Here is a 16,724-nt window from a genome sequence, read left to right as displayed (position 1 = left end):
AGCGCAGAATGATGAATAAACATATTTACCTGTCAGGGCTCCTGCTGGGGCTCCTGGCGGTTGTGACCGGTACACGGGCGGTGCCCATACAGGGGCTGGATTTTACGGCTACGGTGACGTCCACGGCGACCTGTACTATTACCGCGACACCGGCCTCACCGCTGTCGCTGCCGGACACCAACGCCGTTGCGTTAATGGAGAGCAATACCGCGCTGTCAGGCATTTCGGCACTTTCCTGGACGTTTACCGACTGCCCAAAACTGGGGGCACCTGCTGGCCCGACATTTGGGGTCAAAGGAACCCTGAATGATGAGATCGCCTCGCCCGAGAGGGTGTGGATGAGCAAAAGCTCAGGAACCTCCCGGCAATTTTCTGTGGTACTGCTGAATAAGGAGAATGCGGCATTTATTCCGGAAGATACATACAAGCTGGATGGGTCAGTAACGGCTATGCCGTTTCCTGGGTTGGGAAGTGGAGAGCCGATTCCGGATAATTACGCGCTGCACTTTTGGGTGGCTATGACCTGCGGTGGATGTGACGCTGCATCCGCACAGGCGGGCAGTCTGAGCTCCACCCTGACCTTCACCTTTGCCTATAAATAAGCCATACGTGCCGGAGATGTTCCGGGGAGTGCCGCAGCAGGGCTTAAGGGGCGGTATACCGTCATTTTTTGGAAAGGCCCGAGTTGCGGAATTACACGCGGGCTGTCCGGTTGTCATTATTTCCTGCTGGAAAGAGACCGGAATATATTTTTTTAGTTAATTTCAGGGGAATAAAGAATATGTGGGCAGGCCGAATAGTCTCTCTGTGTTTACTGGTCGCCAGCGCGTCCGCCCTGGCGGATGGCGGCGTCAGCTTCACACGTAACCGCCTTGTGTTCAATGAGGGGGATAAAGCCATCAGCCTGTCGGTGGTGAATCACGGCGAAAGCCCTTACCTGATTCAGGCCGGGGTCTCCACCGGGGGGGATACCCCGCAGCGCGCGCCTTTCCTGGTGACGCCGCCGCTGTTTCGTCTGAACGGCAATGCACAGAATATGATGCGCATTGTGGGGGACGGGACAGGTTTGCCCCGCGATCGTGAGTCTGTTTTTTATTTTTATGCCAGCGCTATCCCTGCGCAACGTGAGGGGAACGGCGACGATGCGGCTGCAGAGGGCGGCCATGGCGTGGTCGGCGCACAGCTGTCGATTGCCATGAAGACGGTGTTAAAGCTGTTTTACCGGCCGAAAGGATTATCGGTCACCATCGATCAGGCTCACAGCATGATGCAGTTTATGCAGCAGGGCACACAGGTGGTGATTAGCAATCCGACCCCTTATTACCAGTCGTTTGCCCAGTTGTCTTTTGATGGTGTGTCCCAGAATCTGGAGCGCCAGGTTTCGATGATCCCACCGGGAGGAAGCGCCACCTTTGCCGCCGGGAAACCGGTGCAAACCGTGAGCTGGTCAGTCATGACTGACTATGGTGGCAGTACCCCGGTCATGACGCAGCAGGTGAAAAGAGCATCGTCGGTGCCGTAAACCGGTTCATGAGGGTGTCTGCAGGGCGTATTCGTCGGGGGATAAAAGGCCCGCTGAATGTGGCGCGGGGATATTTAGCTGTCGGGTATATATTCCCGGCCATATATGTTCGGCTGGCCTCCAGATATTTAATGGGTACTTACAGACATCCTTAAGTGAGCTTCAGGCTGACATTGTTTTTATTCTGTCAGTAATAATTGCCGGGAGTAATTCATTTTTCAATGGGCCCTGAGGGCAGGGGCTGCTTTTGTCTGAAAAACAGGATGCCGGTTAATTTCAGAAAAACGTACTGGCGTGACGTTTATTTTAGAGGGCACGTATGCGCAATAACACGAAACAGCAACATGGGGCAGGACGTCGTGTTCTGGCGGGAGGATTGCTGGGGCTGTTAGTCGGGCTGGCACCGTGTGTGCAGGCAGAGCTACCGGGTGTGGGGTTCTCTTTTTCCCGGGTGGTGTTAATGGAAACGGATAAAGGGGGAGCCAGCGTTGAGGTAAGAAATAATACCGACATCGTCTACCTGGTGCAGTCCCAAATCCACGCCGCCGACGTGAAGGCGGGCCGGCCCGTTGATGAGATACCGGGTGCCACGGCGGTGCCTTTTCTGGTTCTGCCGCCTCTGAAGCGCCTGGATCCACACGGGGAGTTACCGCTGCGTATTCTGCCTACCCCGATGGCCCGGGAGCGGTTACCGACAGACCGGGAATCCGTGTTCTTTATCTCATCGAAATCCATCCCATCGGTCCCGCCGCCGTCAGAGGAGAAAACGGCATCAGGTGGCCGTGTGGTGCTGGCGCTGGTGAACAGCATCAAGCTGTACTGGCGCCCGGCAGGCCTGAAAAAAGAAGCCATGGGTGACGTATCCGGGGCGCTCACTTTCAGCCGGGATGGCGACCTTCTGCGTGTCCGCAATCCCTCGGCTTATTACGCCACCTTTTCCTCTCTGAGTGTGGGAGGTCTCGCCCTGAAGGGAGATGATCTGCAGGCGATGGTACCCCCCAGGGGAGAGCAGACATACCGCTGGCCTGCACAGGCATCGGGGACGGCGGTGCGCTGGCAATTAATTGATGAATATGGTCTGACGACGGACGAACAGCACAGCACGGTGCCCTGATCTGCATTCTTCAGGTCGCACGGTAATGGCCCTTTTTACAATGAGCATGATGGTATGAGACGTAATCACACCCTGTCCCGAAAAACGGATTTCCGGCGATGGAGGCTGACGCCGCTGGCGACGGCCCTGTGTCTGCTGGGCCTGCCGCCTGCCCCTGTCTGGGCCCGGGATTATTTTGACCCCTCCTTTCTGACAAACACTGGCGAAGAGGCCTCTATCGATCTGTCGGCTTATGAGACGGCGGGCAGCATTCCGGAAGGGGCATATCTGGTCGATATTTATCTGAACCAGACGAATGTGGCCTCGCGTGAGGTGCAGTTTGTCCGGGATAAAGCTGGCAAGGTGGTACCGGCGTTAACGCCGCGGGAGCTGGAGGAAATGGGGGTTGGCGTGTCGCGCATTGATGCCCTGAAAGCGCTGCCTCCTGAAGCTCCGGTGGGCGATCTGACAACGTTGATCCCTCAGTCACGGGTCGAGTTTGACCTGTCACAGCTGCGTCTGAATATCAGCGTGCCGCAGGCGAGTATGGACGCCCCGGTGGGGGGCTATGTGGACCCGAAACTCTGGGACGAGGGCATTCCGGCGGCCCTGTTTAATTACAACCTGAGCGGTTCAGATACCCGGAATGAGGGGATGTACGGCAGCAGCGGCAGCACCATGCAGAGCCTGTTTGCATCAATGAACGGGGGGCTGAATGCCGGCCCCTGGCGTCTGCGCAGCACCATGACTTACAGCAGTATGAACAGTAAAACCGCGGGGGTGTCCATGCGCTCACAGCAGATGCAATGGAGTAACACCTACCTGCAGCGTGATGTGCAGGCTCTGCGGGGAGCGCTGACGCTGGGAGAGGTCAGTACCGGCGGGACGATATTTGACGGTATTCCTTTCCGGGGGGGCAAAACTGGTGTCCGACGACGATATGTTGCCTTCCAGCCAGCGGGGGTTTGCGCCTGTCCTGACGGGAATTGCCAGTACGAATGCCCGGGTAACCGTCAGTCAGAACGGGTATGTGATTTATCAGACGAACGTGGCGCCTGGGCCATTCCGCATCGCGGATATCTCCCGGGCGACAGGCGGTGGTGACCTGGTCATGACGGTAACGGAGGCCGACGGCAGTGAACACGTGACCACCCAGGCATATTCCACGCTGCCGATTATGCAGCGTCCCGGGGGCATGGAGTATGAAGTGTCCGTAGGGCGCTATCAGAATGGCGGTTACACGGAAGGTGCCCGAAGTCCGTCGTTCCTGCTTGGCACCCTGATTTACGGTTTGCCGCATTACGTCACGCTGTATGGCGGGGTGCTGGCGTCCGGGGCGTATCAGTCAGTGGCGCTCGGAACAGGGGTATCACTGGGGGGACTGGGGGCCCTGTCTGCTGATGTGACAGGGGCAAAAGCGACGCTTCCCGACACACGCGGCAGCGTCAGCGGGGCCGCTTATCGGGCCCGTTACTCGAAGAGCATGCTGACCACCGGGACCTCGCTGGACCTGACGACCTATCGTTATGCAACGCGTGATTTTTACACCTTTTCTGAGGCAAACAGCGCCGGCTATCTGCTGCGTGACGAGGTTGCTCCGTGGCAGGGGGAGCGGCGGCGTAGCAGCTGGCAGACTAACATCAGCCAGAACCTGGGGGGGCTGGGATCGATATACCTGCGCGGCAACCGGGATGATTACTGGGGTTCAAAGCGGGTGGTCAACAGCATCAGCGCCGGGTTTGGCAGCAGTATCAAAGGCGTGGGGTACAACCTTGCCTACAGCGAGGACCATACCCGGAGTCCAGAAGGGCAGTGGCCGACGAACCGCCAGGTGTCCCTGTCGATCAGCGTGCCGCTCAGCCTGTTCAGCAATGCGGAGATGGCACGCAGCATGAGTGCTAACTACATGGTGAGCCAGGACAACCGCGGGCGCATCAGCCAGCAGGCGGGCATAAGCGGTAATGCTCTGGATAACACGGTGTCCTGGAGTGCCTCCGGGAGCCGGGATAACCAGGGGAATGGCAATGCGGGCAACCTGGGGCTCGGATATATGGGGGATAACGCGAGCATGAACCTGGGGTACGGGTATACGCAGGGCTCCCGCACGGTGAATGCGTCGGCGATGGGGGGCATCGTAGCCCACCGCCACGGCGTGGTGTTCAGCCAGTATCTGGGAGACACCGTGGCGCTGATCAGTGCCCCGGGCGTCGATGGTGTCAGGGTGAGCAGCGGGAACACCCGGACGAACGGCCAGGGTTATGCAGTATCCCCGTATATGCAGAACTACCAGCGTAACGTGGTGACGCTGGATCCGACCACGCTGCCTGACGGGGCGGATATCACGACCAACAGCGTGAATGTCTATCCGACCCGGGGCGCGGTGGTGGAGGCGAAATTCAGGACGCGTATTGGGCGGCAGGCGATGCTGTCCCTGAGCTACCGGGGTAAGCCGGTCCCGTTTGGGGCGACGGCAGCCGTGACCGGCAGTGACGGGGGGCAAAACAGCAGCATCGTGGGCGACGACGGCATGGTGTACCTGTCCGGGCTGGCACAGAAAGGTGAGCTAAGGGTGCAGTGGGGCAAAGGGGCAGAGCAGCAGTGTCGGGTGAGCTACGACCTGGGTGAGGCGCCAAAGCGGGCCACGCAGACGGTAAATATCGTGCAGCGAAGCATGGTGTGCCGCTAAGACAATCTTTGGTGGCAGCCTCCCGGAGGCCGTCACCGTCATCAGAACATGAGTGAAGAGGAAGAGACCAGTGAAACAGCCAGAAATCGCCATCCGGATAGCCGGGCAGAGCGCAGAGATGCCCGTGCAGGCTCAGGCAGAGGCCTGCCTGGCGCGGGCCTGGTGTCGGTGTGAAACAAAAGACATCATGCCGACGAGAGTGTCAGTTTACCGACTCCGGTGGACAATCTTGGCGCTGGCACTGGTGAGTGCGACGGGCAACGTGGGGGCGGCGCCTCTGACGGCGGTGGTTCCTGCAGGGCGGAGCGGCGTGATCGGGGCGACTAACAACGTCGTCAGCGCGCTGTCCGGCCGAATGTCGGACTATGGGGGAGCCTACGAACTGCAAGGGTTTCCTTCGGTATCCGCAATTACCGATATATGCACCCTCCCATCCGATACTGAGGCTGCACTGGGGTCTCGGGGAACGTGGGGGTTCTCCCTCGCAGGAACCACGCCCGGCGGGGTGTTGCTCGTCGATGGGACGGGGCAATGGACTCGGATCGGACTCGACGGACGCGCACTTAACGGCACCGTCGTCTTCCTCGCAGGGACTTGGACCAACAATTGGGGACCCGGCAGTCTGAGCAACCGTCGGTCGTTAAAGAGCAACCAGGATGGTCTTTTTGAGTTGACGGGCGCCCTCAGCGGGGGGATAGCATGCCCGGTGGCCGATGCGGACACTGGCGGTGCCCATGGAGTCCGTAGGGCCTTCATGCCCGACAGTCCGAAGTCGTCTAGCCTTAATGTTCGATTCCTCATCGACGCACCAGCCGGCGGGCTGACACCAGGGCGGTACACATCTCCTCCTCTGTATCACATCGATAGTGATCCGACCGAGGCCTCACTCGACCTGTATCGCATGATCTCACCCGGCGTCGTGGTTACTGCCGCATACTACGGTTGCACCCTGACCGCCCCGGCCTCAGTGAATCTCGACAATATGGACCACCTTTCCACGACCATTCCGTTAGCGGTCCGCTGCAGCGACGGAGCGGAGGGCCCAGAACCGATGACCGCCTGGCTATCAGTCATGGCCTCCGGCACGTCACGAGGTGTCTCGGCCGATCCACAACAGCTGGGGGTGGCCGGTACCAACGAGACCCTATATCTCCGCGGTAGCTGGTCGGCAACCGTGCCCTCGTGTACGGCATCAGACATGTATTTTGACGGCCGGGATGGGCTATCGCTCGGCCAGGTGCTCCCCGGTCAAAATGTGGACTTCGGGAAGATACCGGTCAGTTTCCGGCTGTGCACCACCCCGAGCGCTAAACCCGGGAACTATACCGCCCAGGCTACGCTCTCGGTAGTACAACGGTAAGAATTATAGTCATCTGAAGCCTGCGCTATGAAACTCTTGCGGGGGCGAAGCCGGTGGTTTCTTGAGGGAGCCTTTTCCATGGATGCCAGGCCAGCCTGTTCAGCAATGCGGGCCACGCAGACGGTGAATATCGTGCAGCGAAGCATGGTGTGCCGGTAAGACAATCTGCGGTGGCAGCCTCCCGGAGGCAGTCACCGTCATCAGAACATGAGTGAAGAGGAATAGGCCAGTGAAGCAGCCAGAAATCACCATCCGGATAGCCGGGCAGAGCGCAGAGATGCCCGTGCAGGCTCAGGCAGAGGCCTACCTGGCGCGGGCCTGGCGCCGGCGTGAGATGAAGGGCATCACGCGGGGGGAGGTTTCAGCTTACCGACTGCTGTGGACAATCTGGGCTATGGCTTTGATATCTGCTGTTTTCTCCGCCACATGCGAGGGGGCCGGGGAACTAGTGATGACAGTACAGAGCAATACCCCAGGGGTGGGCGCCTCGACCAGTACCGTCTCAGCGCAAGTAACAGGTACGTCCCCAGAGGTTCCCGTCGAGTCAGGCGACCGGGGCCATCCCGCATTGTTTTCGGGCATCCCCAATAGGTTTTCCCAATGCTCAACCACCGATTCGCAGGGGATCAGCCGGGCGAAAAACGGGGTATACGGATTCGGTGTGTTCGGACCGAACAGCACGGATGCCGCCGCCACCCTTCTAGTAACGGGCCAAGGTACATGGTCCCGGTGGGCCAACTCCAGGCCCCGCACCGGCTCCGTCACCTTCACTCGGGGATTGTGGACAGCAACCACGGACTGGACCCAGAGCTGGCCCGGGACGAACTCGTCCAACGGGAACGGTACAGGCTTTCAGGGTGGAGTTAGTTATGTAATGTGCCCCTCTATGCGAAGCCAGAACAATGCCGTCGTGGGTCAGTGGGACGCGTGGAATTCCTTCCAGGAGACGTCGTCCAGCTTAACCGCACGTTTCGAACTCGATGTTCCATCGGGCGGCCTACCTCCTGGGAGATACAGTACTAAATTGCCTATCTACATGCTCGACAGCCAAAACCAGGGATCCTCTGATTCGACGCTCTTTGTCGAGAGAATCACCGTAATATCCACGCCCCCCGCTTGCACGATCTCTGCGCCGGCCGCTATTGATATGTCATCTTCCATGGATACGGCAACGGTAGGCGTGGGAGTTCGGTGTGAAGCCCGTGGGGATAAAGATACCCCTCCCCTGAATGTCGGGCTTGCCGCCACCGCGTCCGGAAAGTCCAAGACCGCGACGTCTGACCCGCAGCAACTGGGGGTAGCGAACAGCAATGGAGCAATGTATATCCGAGGCAACTGGTCGTCTACAGCACCCACGTGTGCGGCGTCAGATATGTATTTTGACGGGCGCGATGGTCCCGTTCTGGGGAAACTTATATCCGGCCAGAGCGCCGATTTCGGTGTGACCCCAGTGAGTTTCCGGTTGTGCACAACTCCGGACGTTAAACCAGGGGAATATACCGCTCAGGCTACGCTCTCGGTAGTACAACGGTAAGAATGAGAGTCACCTGAAGCCTGCACTATGAATCTCTTGCGGGGGGCTCGAAGCCGGTGATTTCCCGGAAATGGCCTCACCCTGATTGCCACCTAAAGTAAAAATACCTTTGACCATATTTTTCTGATTGAAATTGCGCTCAACAAAATCCCTTGTCGTCAATTACTCGTAGCTGTAGCATATTTCGGCACCTGCAAAATCAGGTGCCGGGATTAGCCTCCTGTGAAATCGTTACAGGCGACATATGACGCGCTAGCGTCTTTTTTATGTCGTGCGCACGGCTACACCTCTATGGCGGGCCGGGTGGGGGGCGTCGCAAGACGCGCCGGTTTCGCCACCCGTGAGATTAGCCTCTCCGGTGGCGGAAAGATAACCCGTTACAGGAGGTTGCCACTATGGCTACGACCCTCGCTCAAACACACCCGTTACTTGCCTTTCCCTTCAATGCCGCCATGGACTTCACCGTTTATGCCGAACACTGCGAAAACTTCGCCGAAACCCTGATTGAAAACGACGATCCCGCTCTGAAAATGGCGCTCTGCGGCAGACTCCATGCCTGCCTGACGCTGCTTCAGCCCAGGCTGCTCGACCCCATTCCAGCTCATCTGATGAAAAGCCTGACCGTAGACACGCTTCCTGCCAGTTCACCTCGCTTCGAGCCTGATTGCACGGATCTTTGTTGCCATTGCCTCGCTCTGACGCAGACCCTGGTAGGACAGGGATTTTCCACGGAAACGGAGAAACAGCTTAGTTATTTGCTGTACGACTTAATCAACTACTTCGCGGCAGAAATGAAAGCCCCGCGCTGGCTGCGGAGCGCCGACGGCGTTAAGTTTATTGCCAGGATTGCGATATGAATCTGAAACCCGTTGAGCCCGATGCCTGTGAGTTGATAGACCGAGCCCGAATTCTGACTGGCGTCATGCTGGCAAATCCGGATGAAACCGGTGCTAATTATATTCTGCTGCTTATCCTTGCCGAACAGCTTCAGCGATTGCGTGATATTTTTGAAGCCGCTGAAATCCGCCGCGTGCATGAAGAAAAACTGCCCTTGTAGCCCGACGCCGGCACTGCACGGAACCTGGTAAAGTGGTGTGTGTTGCTGGTGGAACCCCAGAAAGCAAAAAACCAGCCCGCGGGCTGGTTTCTCTAAATAAGTGGTGCCCGGACTCGGACTAACGCCAAAGGCGTTTGAACAGCGTTTACGCTGGCCCTGAAGGGGTGAACCTCAGGGATGAGGCAAATACTAAAACATTGGGAACGTTTTTGAACAGCGTTTACGCTGGCCCCGAAGGGGTGAACCTCAGGGATGAGACGAATACTAAAACGTCGGGAACGTTTTTGAACAGCGTTTACGCTGGCCCCGGAGGGGTGAGTCTCAGGATGAGACGAATAATCGAACTTGTTCGATGAAGAGTCCATAAGCCCAAAAGCAAAAAACCAGCCCGTAGGCTGGTTTTTCTAAAAAGTGGTGCCCGGACTCGGAATCGAACCAAGGACACGGGGATTTTCAATCCCCTGCTCTACCGACTGAGCTATCCGGGCAACGGGCCGCATTAAACCGTAAAGGCCGCCAGGCGTCAACGGCTTTGTCATAAAAAATACCTAAAACTATGCTGACTGGCTGCTTTTCAGTCAAAGGCGACAAAAGGGCGAGCTTCAGGTTAAGGCCCCGCCGGTGCGGCACAGCGCAAAGCGAAGAATATCTTCCGCAAGGGTTCTCGCCGTGTCGATATCCGCCTGGCTGCGCTTGACCAGTAGCTTGCTGAGACAGCCTTCCAGTACCAGCTCCATTTGGTGCGCGACCATCGTCGGATCGTCGACTTCCATCTGCGTCAGCAGCTCGTGAGTGTACTCCCAGGCCGCTTTTTTCTGCTGGTCCGCCAGCTGATGAATCGGGTGTGATGCATCGGGGTAGAAGGTACAGGCGGCAATAAACAGGCAGCCGGGATAGCGTTGATTGCCGACACATTCGGTCAGGGCGTGGTAGCGCTTAAGCAGCTTTTGCTCCGGCGTCATCTCTTCGTCCAGCATCAGCTGGCGCCGCCAGACATCCACCTGCGAGCTCAGGTAGCGCAGAGCGTCGTACAGCAGGGCTTCGCTGTCGGGCCAAAACTGGCGAACCTCTGCTAGCGGATAATCGGCTTCTTTCGCCACCATCTCCAGCGTCGTGCTGGCAATGCCCTCACGTTCAAGGACATGCAGGGCGTGCTCTAAAACTTCTTCGCGTTGCACTGTCTTCTCCTTACGTTTCCCAACGGATCTAGTGTTGTTTACTGGCTGCGATTGCGCAAATGCTCGCTGAACGCTGTGGCGTCCATAAAGCCCGTCACACGGTCTGCCGGCTGTTCAACGCCTTGAGCATCAAAGAATAAAATGGTCGGCAGGCCAAGCACCTGCAAATGCTTAAGCAGGGCCTTGTCGTCGGCGTTGTTTGCGGTGACGTCGGCCTGGAGTAAAACGGTCTCAGAAAGCGCTTTTTGCACCTGCGGATCGCTAAAGGTGTATTTCTCAAACTCTTTACATGCCACACACCAGTCGGCGTACAAATCGAGCATCACCGGTTTGCCTTTCGCGTTTGCCAGCGCAGCGTCCAGCTGCTGAACGTTGGCTATTTTGCTAAAGCTGAGGTGAGGGACGGCCTGCGCGGAGACCGGAGAGCCAAAAGCCCAGTCCTGCAGCGGCCGCGCGGCGACCAGGGCGGCACCCAGCAGGATGATTTGCAGCACGCGCAGCCAGGGTTTCTTCGCCCCGAGGCTTACGATAAATGCCCAGCCGAAGAAGGCAACGCCCAGCAGGCTCCACAGCCTCAGCCCCCAGGTGTCGCCAAGCACGCGCTCCAGCAGGAATACCGGCAGCGCCAGAATCACAAAGCCAAAGGCGGTTTTAACGCTTTCCATCCATGGCCCGCTTTTTGGCAACAGGCGGTTGCCAAAGACGGTGATCAGAATAAGCGGCAGACCCATACCCAGCGCGTACAGGTAAAGCGTGCCGCCGCCGAGCCACATATTTCCGCTTTGCGCGATGTACAGCAGGATGGCGCTAAGCGGTGCGGTGGTGCACGGCGAGCATATAAGACCGGCCAGCGCGCCCATGGCAAAGACGCCGCCCGCCGAGCCGCCCTGCTGGCGATTGCTCATCAGCGTCAGGCGAGTTTGCAGCGACGACGGCAGCTGCAGGGTAAACAGGCCGAACATCGAGGCGGCGAGCAGGATAAAGAGTACCGACAGGCCAATAAGCACATACGGATGCTGCAGCGCAGCCTGGAACTGGAGGCCAGCGGCGGCGACCACGAGCCCAAGCGCGGTGTAGGTCAGCGCCATGCCCTGGACGTAAACAAAGGCCAGCAGCAGCGCCCGGGCTGTGGAAAGGCGTTGTTTACCGCCCAGCACAATGCCGGAGATGAGCGGGTACATCGGCAGCACGCAGGGGGTGAAGGCGATACCGATGCCGATCAGGAATGCCCACAGCGCGGAGAAGGGGAGCGAAGCGGGGGCGGAGTTGTCTGCGCCCCTCTCCCCGGCGCTCTCCCCGTGAGGGGAGAGGGAGGAAGATGTATTGCTCTCATTAACAGGTGCAGTAATAGCGCTCAACGGCACGACGCGAGTTTCCGGCGGGTAGCAGAACCCGGCTTCGGCGCAGCCCTGGTAGGTCACGCTCAGCGAGGCGCCTTTGCCTGCAGCCTTAACCGTAATCGGCAGATTTAGCTGCTGGGTGAAGATCTCGGTTTTGCCGTAGAACTCATCTTCGTGCCAGCTGCCTTTGGGGATCGCCAGCGGCGCAATGTTTGCGCTGGTGGGCACCACTTTTATCTGCTGGCGATAAAGGTAATAGCCGGGTTTTATCTGCCAGTTGAGGGTCAGCTGGCCAGCAGATTGCTGAAAGTCGAAGGCAAAGGCCTGGTCGACCGGGACAAACTGGGTTTTATTCTGGGCGTCAAACAGCCCGGCGAAGGCCTGCGAACTGCAAAGCAGCAGGACTAGCGTAATGATGCGTAAAGCCATGAGAGATATTCACTGTTTCCGTGTGCAACTGGCAGAACCAGCAGTTCAGGCGTTTGATAAGGGTGATGGGTCTTCAGGCAGGCAAGCAGCGCCTCCTGGTGCTCCACGTCGCTCTTGAGCAGCATCTGGACTTCATACTCCTGCTCAAGTTTTCCTTCCCAGTAATAGAGCGAAGTCGCGCCCGGCAGCAGCGTCACGCAGGCGGCAAGTTTTTCCGCCAGAACTTTCGCGGCCAGGTCCTGAGCGCTGGCTTCATCCGGTGCGGTACAGAGGACAACGACAGCCTGAGTCATCGACATCACAAACCTCATTATGGGAGGAAACGGCCTCGACTATAGCATGAGGAGAGGAAGACGGGCCGAATAACAACCCGTCTTTGAAGAGATTTACAGCAGCACGCCGCCGAGCAGAAAGCCGAAGCAGACGGCCAGCACCACGCCCATGGTGCCGGGGATAAAGAACGGGTGATTGAAGACAAATTTGCCGATGCGCGTTGTGCCGGTATCGTCCATCTGTACCGCGGCGACCAGCGTCGGGTAGGTAGGCAGAATAAACAGGCCGGAGACGGCAGCAAAAGAAGCGACGGCGGTGAGCGGCGAGACGCTGAGCGCCAGCGCCATCGGCATCAGCGCCTTGGCTGTTGCAGCCTGGGAGTAAAGCAGCGCTGAAGCGAAGAAGAAAATCACCGCCAGCAGCCACGGATGGCCCTGAATCACGCTTCCTGCGGTCTCTTTGATCCAGTCAATGTTGGCGGAGACGAAGGTATCGCCCAGCCAGGCTACGCCCAGAATACAAATACAGGCGCTCATACCGGCCTTGAAAGTACTGGAGCTCAGGATACTGTCTGTTTCCACGCCGCAGATAACGGTGGTCAGGGTGGCGACCGACAGCATAATAATCAGGATCGCATTGGTGGTGTTCATCAGCGGCGTAGCGACGAGGCCGAGGCTTGGGCTGTTGACGATGGCATAGATAACCACGCCAACCACGCCGAGCAGGAAGAGAAATACTGAGGTTTTGGCGCGGGGTTGGATCTCGACTTGTTTATCGCCGCGCAGCTCAATCAGGCCTTCTTCCAGGCGCTTGAGGTAAACCGGGTCATTGGACAGTTTTGAGTCAAACAGGATGGACACCAGGAACGACATCACCAGCACCGCCAGCAGGGTGGAAGGGATAACCACCGATAGCAGTTGAATGTAGCTGACGCCGTTACCTTCCATCACCGAAGACATGTAGACCACCGCGGCGGAGATGGGCGAGGCGGTAATGGCTATCTGAGCAGAAACCACCGCCGTCGAGAGCGGCCGGCAGGGTTTGATGCCCTGCTCTTTGGCAACTTCGGCGATAACCGGCAGCGTGGCCAGCGAAATATTGCCGGTGCCGGCGAAGATAGTCAGGAAGTAAGTCACCACAGGCGCAAGAATGGTGATGTATTTAGGGTTCTTGCGTAACAGTTTTTCGGTCTGGTGAACCAGGTAGTCAAGGCCGCCCGCGATTTGCATCGCGGAGATGGCCGCTATCACGGCCATAATGATTGAAATAACGTCGAAGGGAATACTGCCAGGTTTTACGCCCAGCGCCGCGAGAATTAAAACCCCCAGCCCCCCGGCATAGCCGATGCCTATACCGCCAAGCCTTGCCCCCCAAAAATATCGCTGCTAACACGATGATGAGCTCGATGACTATCATGGCTGCTTCCTTGATGTTTAATGAGATGAAAATGGAATGTTGTTTTTTCGTATACCGTTAAAATGAAAAAGGCACGTCCGACTGGACGTGCCTTTTGGCCTTCAGGCTGATGAATTATTGTTCGCTTTCATCGGTATAGCGTTTAGCTTTGTAGACCGGGTGCATCAGGTTGTGGACGGAGAAGATATCGTCCAGCTCGGCTTCGGTCAGCAGGCCGCGCTCCAGCACGACCTCGCGTACGCTCTTGCCGGTCTCGGCGCAGATCTTACCGACGATGTCGCCGTTGTGGTGACCAATGAACGGGTTCAGGTAGGTCACGATGCCGATGGAGTTGTACACATAGCTCTCACACACTTCTTTATTGGCGGTGATGCCGTTGACGCATTTTTCCAGCAGGTTGTAGCAGGCGTTGGTCAGAATATGGATGGACTCGAACATCGCCTGGCCAATCACCGGCTCCATCACGTTCAGCTGCAGCTGGCCCGCTTCGGAAGCCATGGTTACCGTGGTGTCGTTGCCGATCACTTTGAAGCAGACCTGGTTCACCACTTCCGGGACCACCGGGTTCACTTTGGCCGGCATGATTGAGGAGCCTGCCTGCAGCTCCGGCAGGTTGATTTCGTTCAGGCCAGCTCGCGGGCCGGAAGAGAGCAGGCGCAGGTCGTTACAGATTTTGGACATTTTCACCGCCAGGCGCTTCAGTGAGCTGTGCACCATGACGTATGCGCCGCAGTCGGAAGTGGCTTCAATCAGGTCTTCCGCCGGGACGCACGCCAGGCCGCTGACTTCCGCCAGTTTCTGTACGGCCAGCTGCTGATAACCATCCGGAGTATTGAGGCGTGTGCCGATAGCGGTTGCGCCAAGGTTCACTTCCAGCAGCAGTTCCGCAGTGCGCAGCAGGTTTTTGGTTTCTTCGGTGAGCAGCACGTTGAACGCGTGGAACTCCTGGCCCAGGCTCATCGGTACTGCGTCCTGCAGCTGGGTACGGCCCATTTTCAGGATCTCAGCAAACTCAACCGCTTTACGCTGGAAGCCTTCGCCCAGCTGATTGATGGCGTCGATCAGTTTGATAATCGAGGTGTACACCGCGATGCGGAAGCCGGTTGGGTAGGCGTCGTTGGTTGACTGGCATTTGTTGACGTGGTCGTTCGGGTTCAGGAACTGGTATTCGCCTTTCTGGTGGCCCATCAGCTCAAGACCGATATTGGCGAGCACTTCGTTGGTGTTCATGTTAACTGAAGTACCGGCCCCGCCTTGGTAAACGTCTACCGGGAATTGATCCATGCATTTGCCGTTGTTCAGGACTTCATCACAGGCCTGAATGATGGTGTTCGCGATGCTTTTAGGAATGGTTTGCAGTTCCTTGTTCGCCATTGCCGCCGCTTTTTTCACCATCACCATACCGCGTACAAACTCCGGTATGTCGCTGATTTTACTGTTGCTAATGTAGAAGTTTTCAATCGCTCTCAGAGTATGAACGCCGTAGTAGGCATCCGCTGGCACTTCCCTGGTACCCAACAAATCTTCTTCGATACGAATGTTATTTAACATGTGAACCTTCTTAGTAAAGCTGCAGATAAATGCACTGTTTTATTCACACACACGAAATGTGGTTGTGAGCTTAATAGGCCGACGATTATGTCCATATTCGGCCGCGTTATCGTGATGATATGCTGATGATAGCGAAAAGCAGTAACCTGGATCACTTATTAAAAGCCGCTGCGCATAACAATTATTAATATGTGATATAGGTCAACAGTTGAAAATTTCCAGAAAAAATTCACCGAATAAGCATTGATTTTTGTCTACGCCGTCGCCATTTCACCCCTACGCGTCATTGCCAATCCATTTTTTGCGAGGCCGTTTCCGGACTCGCCCGCTGACAGGAGCGTATAGTGCGCTGGATCCCGTTTATTGCCTTTTTCCTCTATGTCTACATCGAAATTTCGCTGTTCATACAGGTGGCACACGTTCTGGGGGTCTTTATGACCCTGATTCTGGTTATTTTCACTTCGGTGATAGGGCTGTCGCTGGTGCGTAACCAGGGCTTTAAAAATCTGATGCTGATGCAGCAGAAGATGGCGGCGGGCGAAAGCCCGGCGGCAGAGATGATCAAAAGCGTCTCGCTGATCATGGCCGGTATCCTGCTGCTGCTGCCGGGGTTCTTTACCGACTTCCTCGGCCTGCTGCTGCTGCTGCCGCCGGTGCAAAAGCACCTGACGCTGAAGCTGATGCCGCATTTACGCTTCTCCCGCATGCCGGGCGGCGGCTTTAGCGCCGGCAGCGAAGGCGGCAATACCTTTGACGGCGAGTTCCAGCGTAAAGACGACGGGCCAAAGCGCCTCGACGACCAGCATCGTGACGATCGTTAATTTTTAGATTTTTTTTGTTTTCCCCCCCTTGAAGGGGGGAAGGCGCATCCCCATTAATCAGGTCACCAGCCGATAACCCGTATGGGACGGCGTTACCTAACTATCTGATACTGACTTTCTCAAAGGAGAGCTATCAATGAGCATTCGTCCATTACATGATCGTGTCATCGTCAAGCGTAAAGAAGTTGAGTCCAAATCTGCGGGCGGCATCGTTCTGACTGGCTCCGCAGCGGGCAAATCAACTCGTGGCGAGATCATCGCTGTCGGTAAAGGCCGCATCCTGGAAAACGGTAGCGTGCAGCCGCTGGACGTGAAAGTGGGTGACATCGTTATTTTCAACGATGGCTACGGCGTGAAGTCCGAGAAAATCGACAACGAAGAAGTGCTGATCATGTCCGAAAGCGACATCCTGGCGATTGTTGAAGCGTAATTTGACGCACGAACCTGAACGAATTTGAGGAATA

12 protein-coding genes, 1 tRNA gene and 2 pseudogenes are annotated in these 16,724 nt (G+C 57.1%); 9 read left to right on the top strand and 6 right to left on the bottom strand.

What is annotated here, in order from left to right; all coding sequences use genetic code 11:
* Positions 1-8: 8 nt before the first annotated feature.
* From EL098_RS20415 to EL098_RS20385, 7 genes and pseudogenes are all read left to right on the top strand, one after another.
* Positions 9-602: a hypothetical protein gene (locus tag EL098_RS20415; protein WP_126357847.1), complete on the top strand. Its 594-nt coding sequence runs from the start codon at positions 9-11 to the stop codon at positions 600-602.
* A 179-nt stretch (positions 603-781) separates the two neighbouring features.
* Complete coding sequence (locus EL098_RS20410; RefSeq protein WP_126357846.1) at positions 782-1,522, top strand: fimbrial biogenesis chaperone; 741 nt, start codon at positions 782-784, stop codon at positions 1,520-1,522.
* Positions 1,523-1,841: 319 nt separating this feature from the next.
* Entirely contained in the window at positions 1,842-2,636 is a 795-nt protein-coding gene (locus tag EL098_RS20405; RefSeq protein ID WP_126357845.1) for a fimbrial biogenesis chaperone, read from the top strand.
* Between the two features lie 54 nt (positions 2,637-2,690).
* Positions 2,691-3,476: pseudogene (locus tag EL098_RS23290) on the top strand (FimD/PapC N-terminal domain-containing protein); the annotation flags it as partial.
* 79 nt (positions 3,477-3,555) lie between these two features.
* Positions 3,556-5,301 (top strand): fimbria/pilus outer membrane usher protein, encoded by a 1,746-nt coding sequence (locus EL098_RS20395; protein ID WP_232012462.1) that lies wholly within the window; start codon positions 3,556-3,558, stop codon positions 5,299-5,301.
* A 3,289-nt stretch (positions 5,302-8,590) separates the two neighbouring features.
* Positions 8,591-9,052 carry a hypothetical protein gene (locus EL098_RS20390; protein WP_126357842.1) on the top strand — a complete coding sequence of 154 codons (462 nt, stop codon included), beginning with the start codon at positions 8,591-8,593 and terminating at the stop codon, positions 9,050-9,052.
* Entirely contained in the window at positions 9,049-9,252 is a 204-nt protein-coding gene (locus EL098_RS20385; protein ID WP_126357841.1) for a hypothetical protein, read from the top strand. Before EL098_RS20390 ends, EL098_RS20385 begins: the two co-directional genes overlap by 4 nt.
* Before the next feature lie 412 nt (positions 9,253-9,664).
* Here the strand turns inward: EL098_RS20385 and EL098_RS20380 are convergent.
* The 6 genes and pseudogenes from EL098_RS20380 to aspA form a co-directional block, all read right to left on the bottom strand.
* Positions 9,665-9,740, bottom strand: a tRNA-Phe gene (locus tag EL098_RS20380).
* 114 nt (positions 9,741-9,854) lie between these two features.
* Entirely contained in the window at positions 9,855-10,430 is a 576-nt protein-coding gene (locus EL098_RS20375) for a transcriptional regulator (protein WP_126357840.1), read from the bottom strand.
* A gap of 38 nt (positions 10,431-10,468) precedes the next feature.
* Positions 10,469-12,199, bottom strand: coding sequence for a protein-disulfide reductase DsbD (locus tag EL098_RS20370; protein ID WP_126357839.1), 1,731 nt, complete (start codon positions 12,197-12,199; stop codon positions 10,469-10,471).
* A complete protein-coding gene (gene cutA, locus EL098_RS20365) occupies positions 12,175-12,498 on the bottom strand; it encodes a divalent cation tolerance protein CutA (RefSeq protein ID WP_039289498.1) in 324 nt (107 codons plus the stop codon). The genes EL098_RS20370 and cutA overlap by 25 nt, the downstream gene beginning before the upstream one ends.
* 87 nt (positions 12,499-12,585) lie before the next feature.
* Positions 12,586-13,888: pseudogene (locus EL098_RS20360) on the bottom strand (anaerobic C4-dicarboxylate transporter).
* 114 nt (positions 13,889-14,002) lie between these two features.
* The gene (gene aspA, locus EL098_RS20355; protein WP_126357837.1) at positions 14,003-15,439 is read right to left on the bottom strand and encodes an aspartate ammonia-lyase; all 1,437 of its coding nucleotides are present in this window, start codon (positions 15,437-15,439) and stop codon (positions 14,003-14,005) included.
* 344 nt (positions 15,440-15,783) lie between these two features.
* On the opposite strand from aspA, the gene EL098_RS20350 reads away from it, so the two are divergent.
* On the top strand, positions 15,784-16,260 hold the full coding sequence (locus EL098_RS20350) for an FxsA family protein (RefSeq protein WP_126357836.1): 477 nt from the start codon (positions 15,784-15,786) through the stop codon (positions 16,258-16,260).
* A gap of 136 nt (positions 16,261-16,396) precedes the next feature.
* Positions 16,397-16,690 carry a co-chaperone GroES gene (locus tag EL098_RS20345; RefSeq protein WP_008453772.1) on the top strand — a complete coding sequence of 98 codons (294 nt, stop codon included), beginning with the start codon at positions 16,397-16,399 and terminating at the stop codon, positions 16,688-16,690.
* Positions 16,691-16,724: the final 34 nt, after the last annotated feature.

The organism is Cedecea lapagei, from assembly GCF_900635955.1.
In the GTDB taxonomy this organism is placed as follows: domain Bacteria; phylum Pseudomonadota; class Gammaproteobacteria; order Enterobacterales; family Enterobacteriaceae; genus Cedecea; species Cedecea lapagei.
This window is presented reverse-complemented; position numbering and strand designations above follow the sequence as displayed.

Excerpts from the sequence above, each read along its gene's own strand:
- EL098_RS20410 (WP_126357846.1), top strand. The coding sequence starts at position 782 with ATGTGGGCAGGCCGAATAGTCTCTCTGTGTTTACTGGTCGCCAGCGCG.
- EL098_RS20390 (WP_126357842.1), top strand. The coding sequence starts at position 8,591 with ATGGCTACGACCCTCGCTCAAACACACCCGTTACTTGCCTTTCCCTTC.
- EL098_RS20405 (WP_126357845.1), top strand. The coding sequence starts at position 1,842 with ATGCGCAATAACACGAAACAGCAACATGGGGCAGGACGTCGTGTTCTG.
- EL098_RS20385 (WP_126357841.1), top strand. The coding sequence starts at position 9,049 with ATGAATCTGAAACCCGTTGAGCCCGATGCCTGTGAGTTGATAGACCGA.
- EL098_RS20345 (WP_008453772.1), top strand. The coding sequence starts at position 16,397 with ATGAGCATTCGTCCATTACATGATCGTGTCATCGTCAAGCGTAAAGAA.
- EL098_RS20395 (WP_232012462.1), top strand. The coding sequence starts at position 3,556 with ATGTTGCCTTCCAGCCAGCGGGGGTTTGCGCCTGTCCTGACGGGAATT.
- EL098_RS20370 (WP_126357839.1), bottom strand. The coding sequence starts at position 12,199 with ATGGCTTTACGCATCATTACGCTAGTCCTGCTGCTTTGCAGTTCGCAG.
- EL098_RS20415 (WP_126357847.1), top strand. The coding sequence starts at position 9 with ATGATGAATAAACATATTTACCTGTCAGGGCTCCTGCTGGGGCTCCTG.
- cutA (WP_039289498.1), bottom strand. The coding sequence starts at position 12,498 with ATGTCGATGACTCAGGCTGTCGTTGTCCTCTGTACCGCACCGGATGAA.
- aspA (WP_126357837.1), bottom strand. The coding sequence starts at position 15,439 with ATGTTAAATAACATTCGTATCGAAGAAGATTTGTTGGGTACCAGGGAA.